The organism is Colwellia sp. MB3u-55 (assembly GCF_014076785.1).
In the GTDB taxonomy this organism is placed as follows: domain Bacteria; phylum Pseudomonadota; class Gammaproteobacteria; order Enterobacterales; family Alteromonadaceae; genus Colwellia_A.
In genome coordinates, this window is sequence record NZ_JACGUS010000091.1 from 1 (window position 1) to 595 (window position 595).

General features: G+C 41.8%; 1 protein-coding gene. It reads right to left on the reverse strand.

All coding sequences use genetic code 11. The annotated features are described in order from the left end of the window. Positions 1-595 (reverse strand): IS110 family transposase (locus H4J66_RS20725; protein WP_182171414.1); only part of this gene is annotated, 595 nt, incomplete at both ends.

Consider the following 595-nt stretch of genomic DNA (forward strand, 5'->3'; position numbering starts at 1 on the left):
AGTAGTCGTCTTGCACGGCTATTACCACACTTAGTAATAGCCCCTAAATGGCGTTTATCGCCGCTTGAATGTTCACTAGTTACAAGACCTAGGTAACTCATTAATTTTCTAGGGTGGTCGAATCGTGATAAGTCACCTAGTTCGGCAATCACACCTGTAGCGACTAATAACCTCACACCACGGAGCGCCTGTATCGCTTTAACTACGGGATAAAATCGCCAACGCTTCACTTGATGGGTTAATTCATTATCCAGCCTTTTTAAACGTTTTAACCTTTCGGTAATGGTTGAAACGGCTTCTTGCAAAACAATTCGCTGACAAGGATGAGGTAGCACTAATTCAGCGAGCCAACGCAAATGTTGTAATGACCAGTTATCTTTTATTTTGCTGTTAATGTTGCTACGTAACAACAATGCTTTAAGTTGATATTTAGCCTCTTTTAAGTCTTTCATGCCTGTTTCACGGGCTCTGGATAAATCACGTACGGCTTCATCTTCGGGCTCAGGGACATAGATAGATGTTAAGTCTTCAGACTTGAGCAGCTTTGCAAGTTTGAGCGCATCACGTTTATCGGTTTTGATTTTATCTCCTGGTT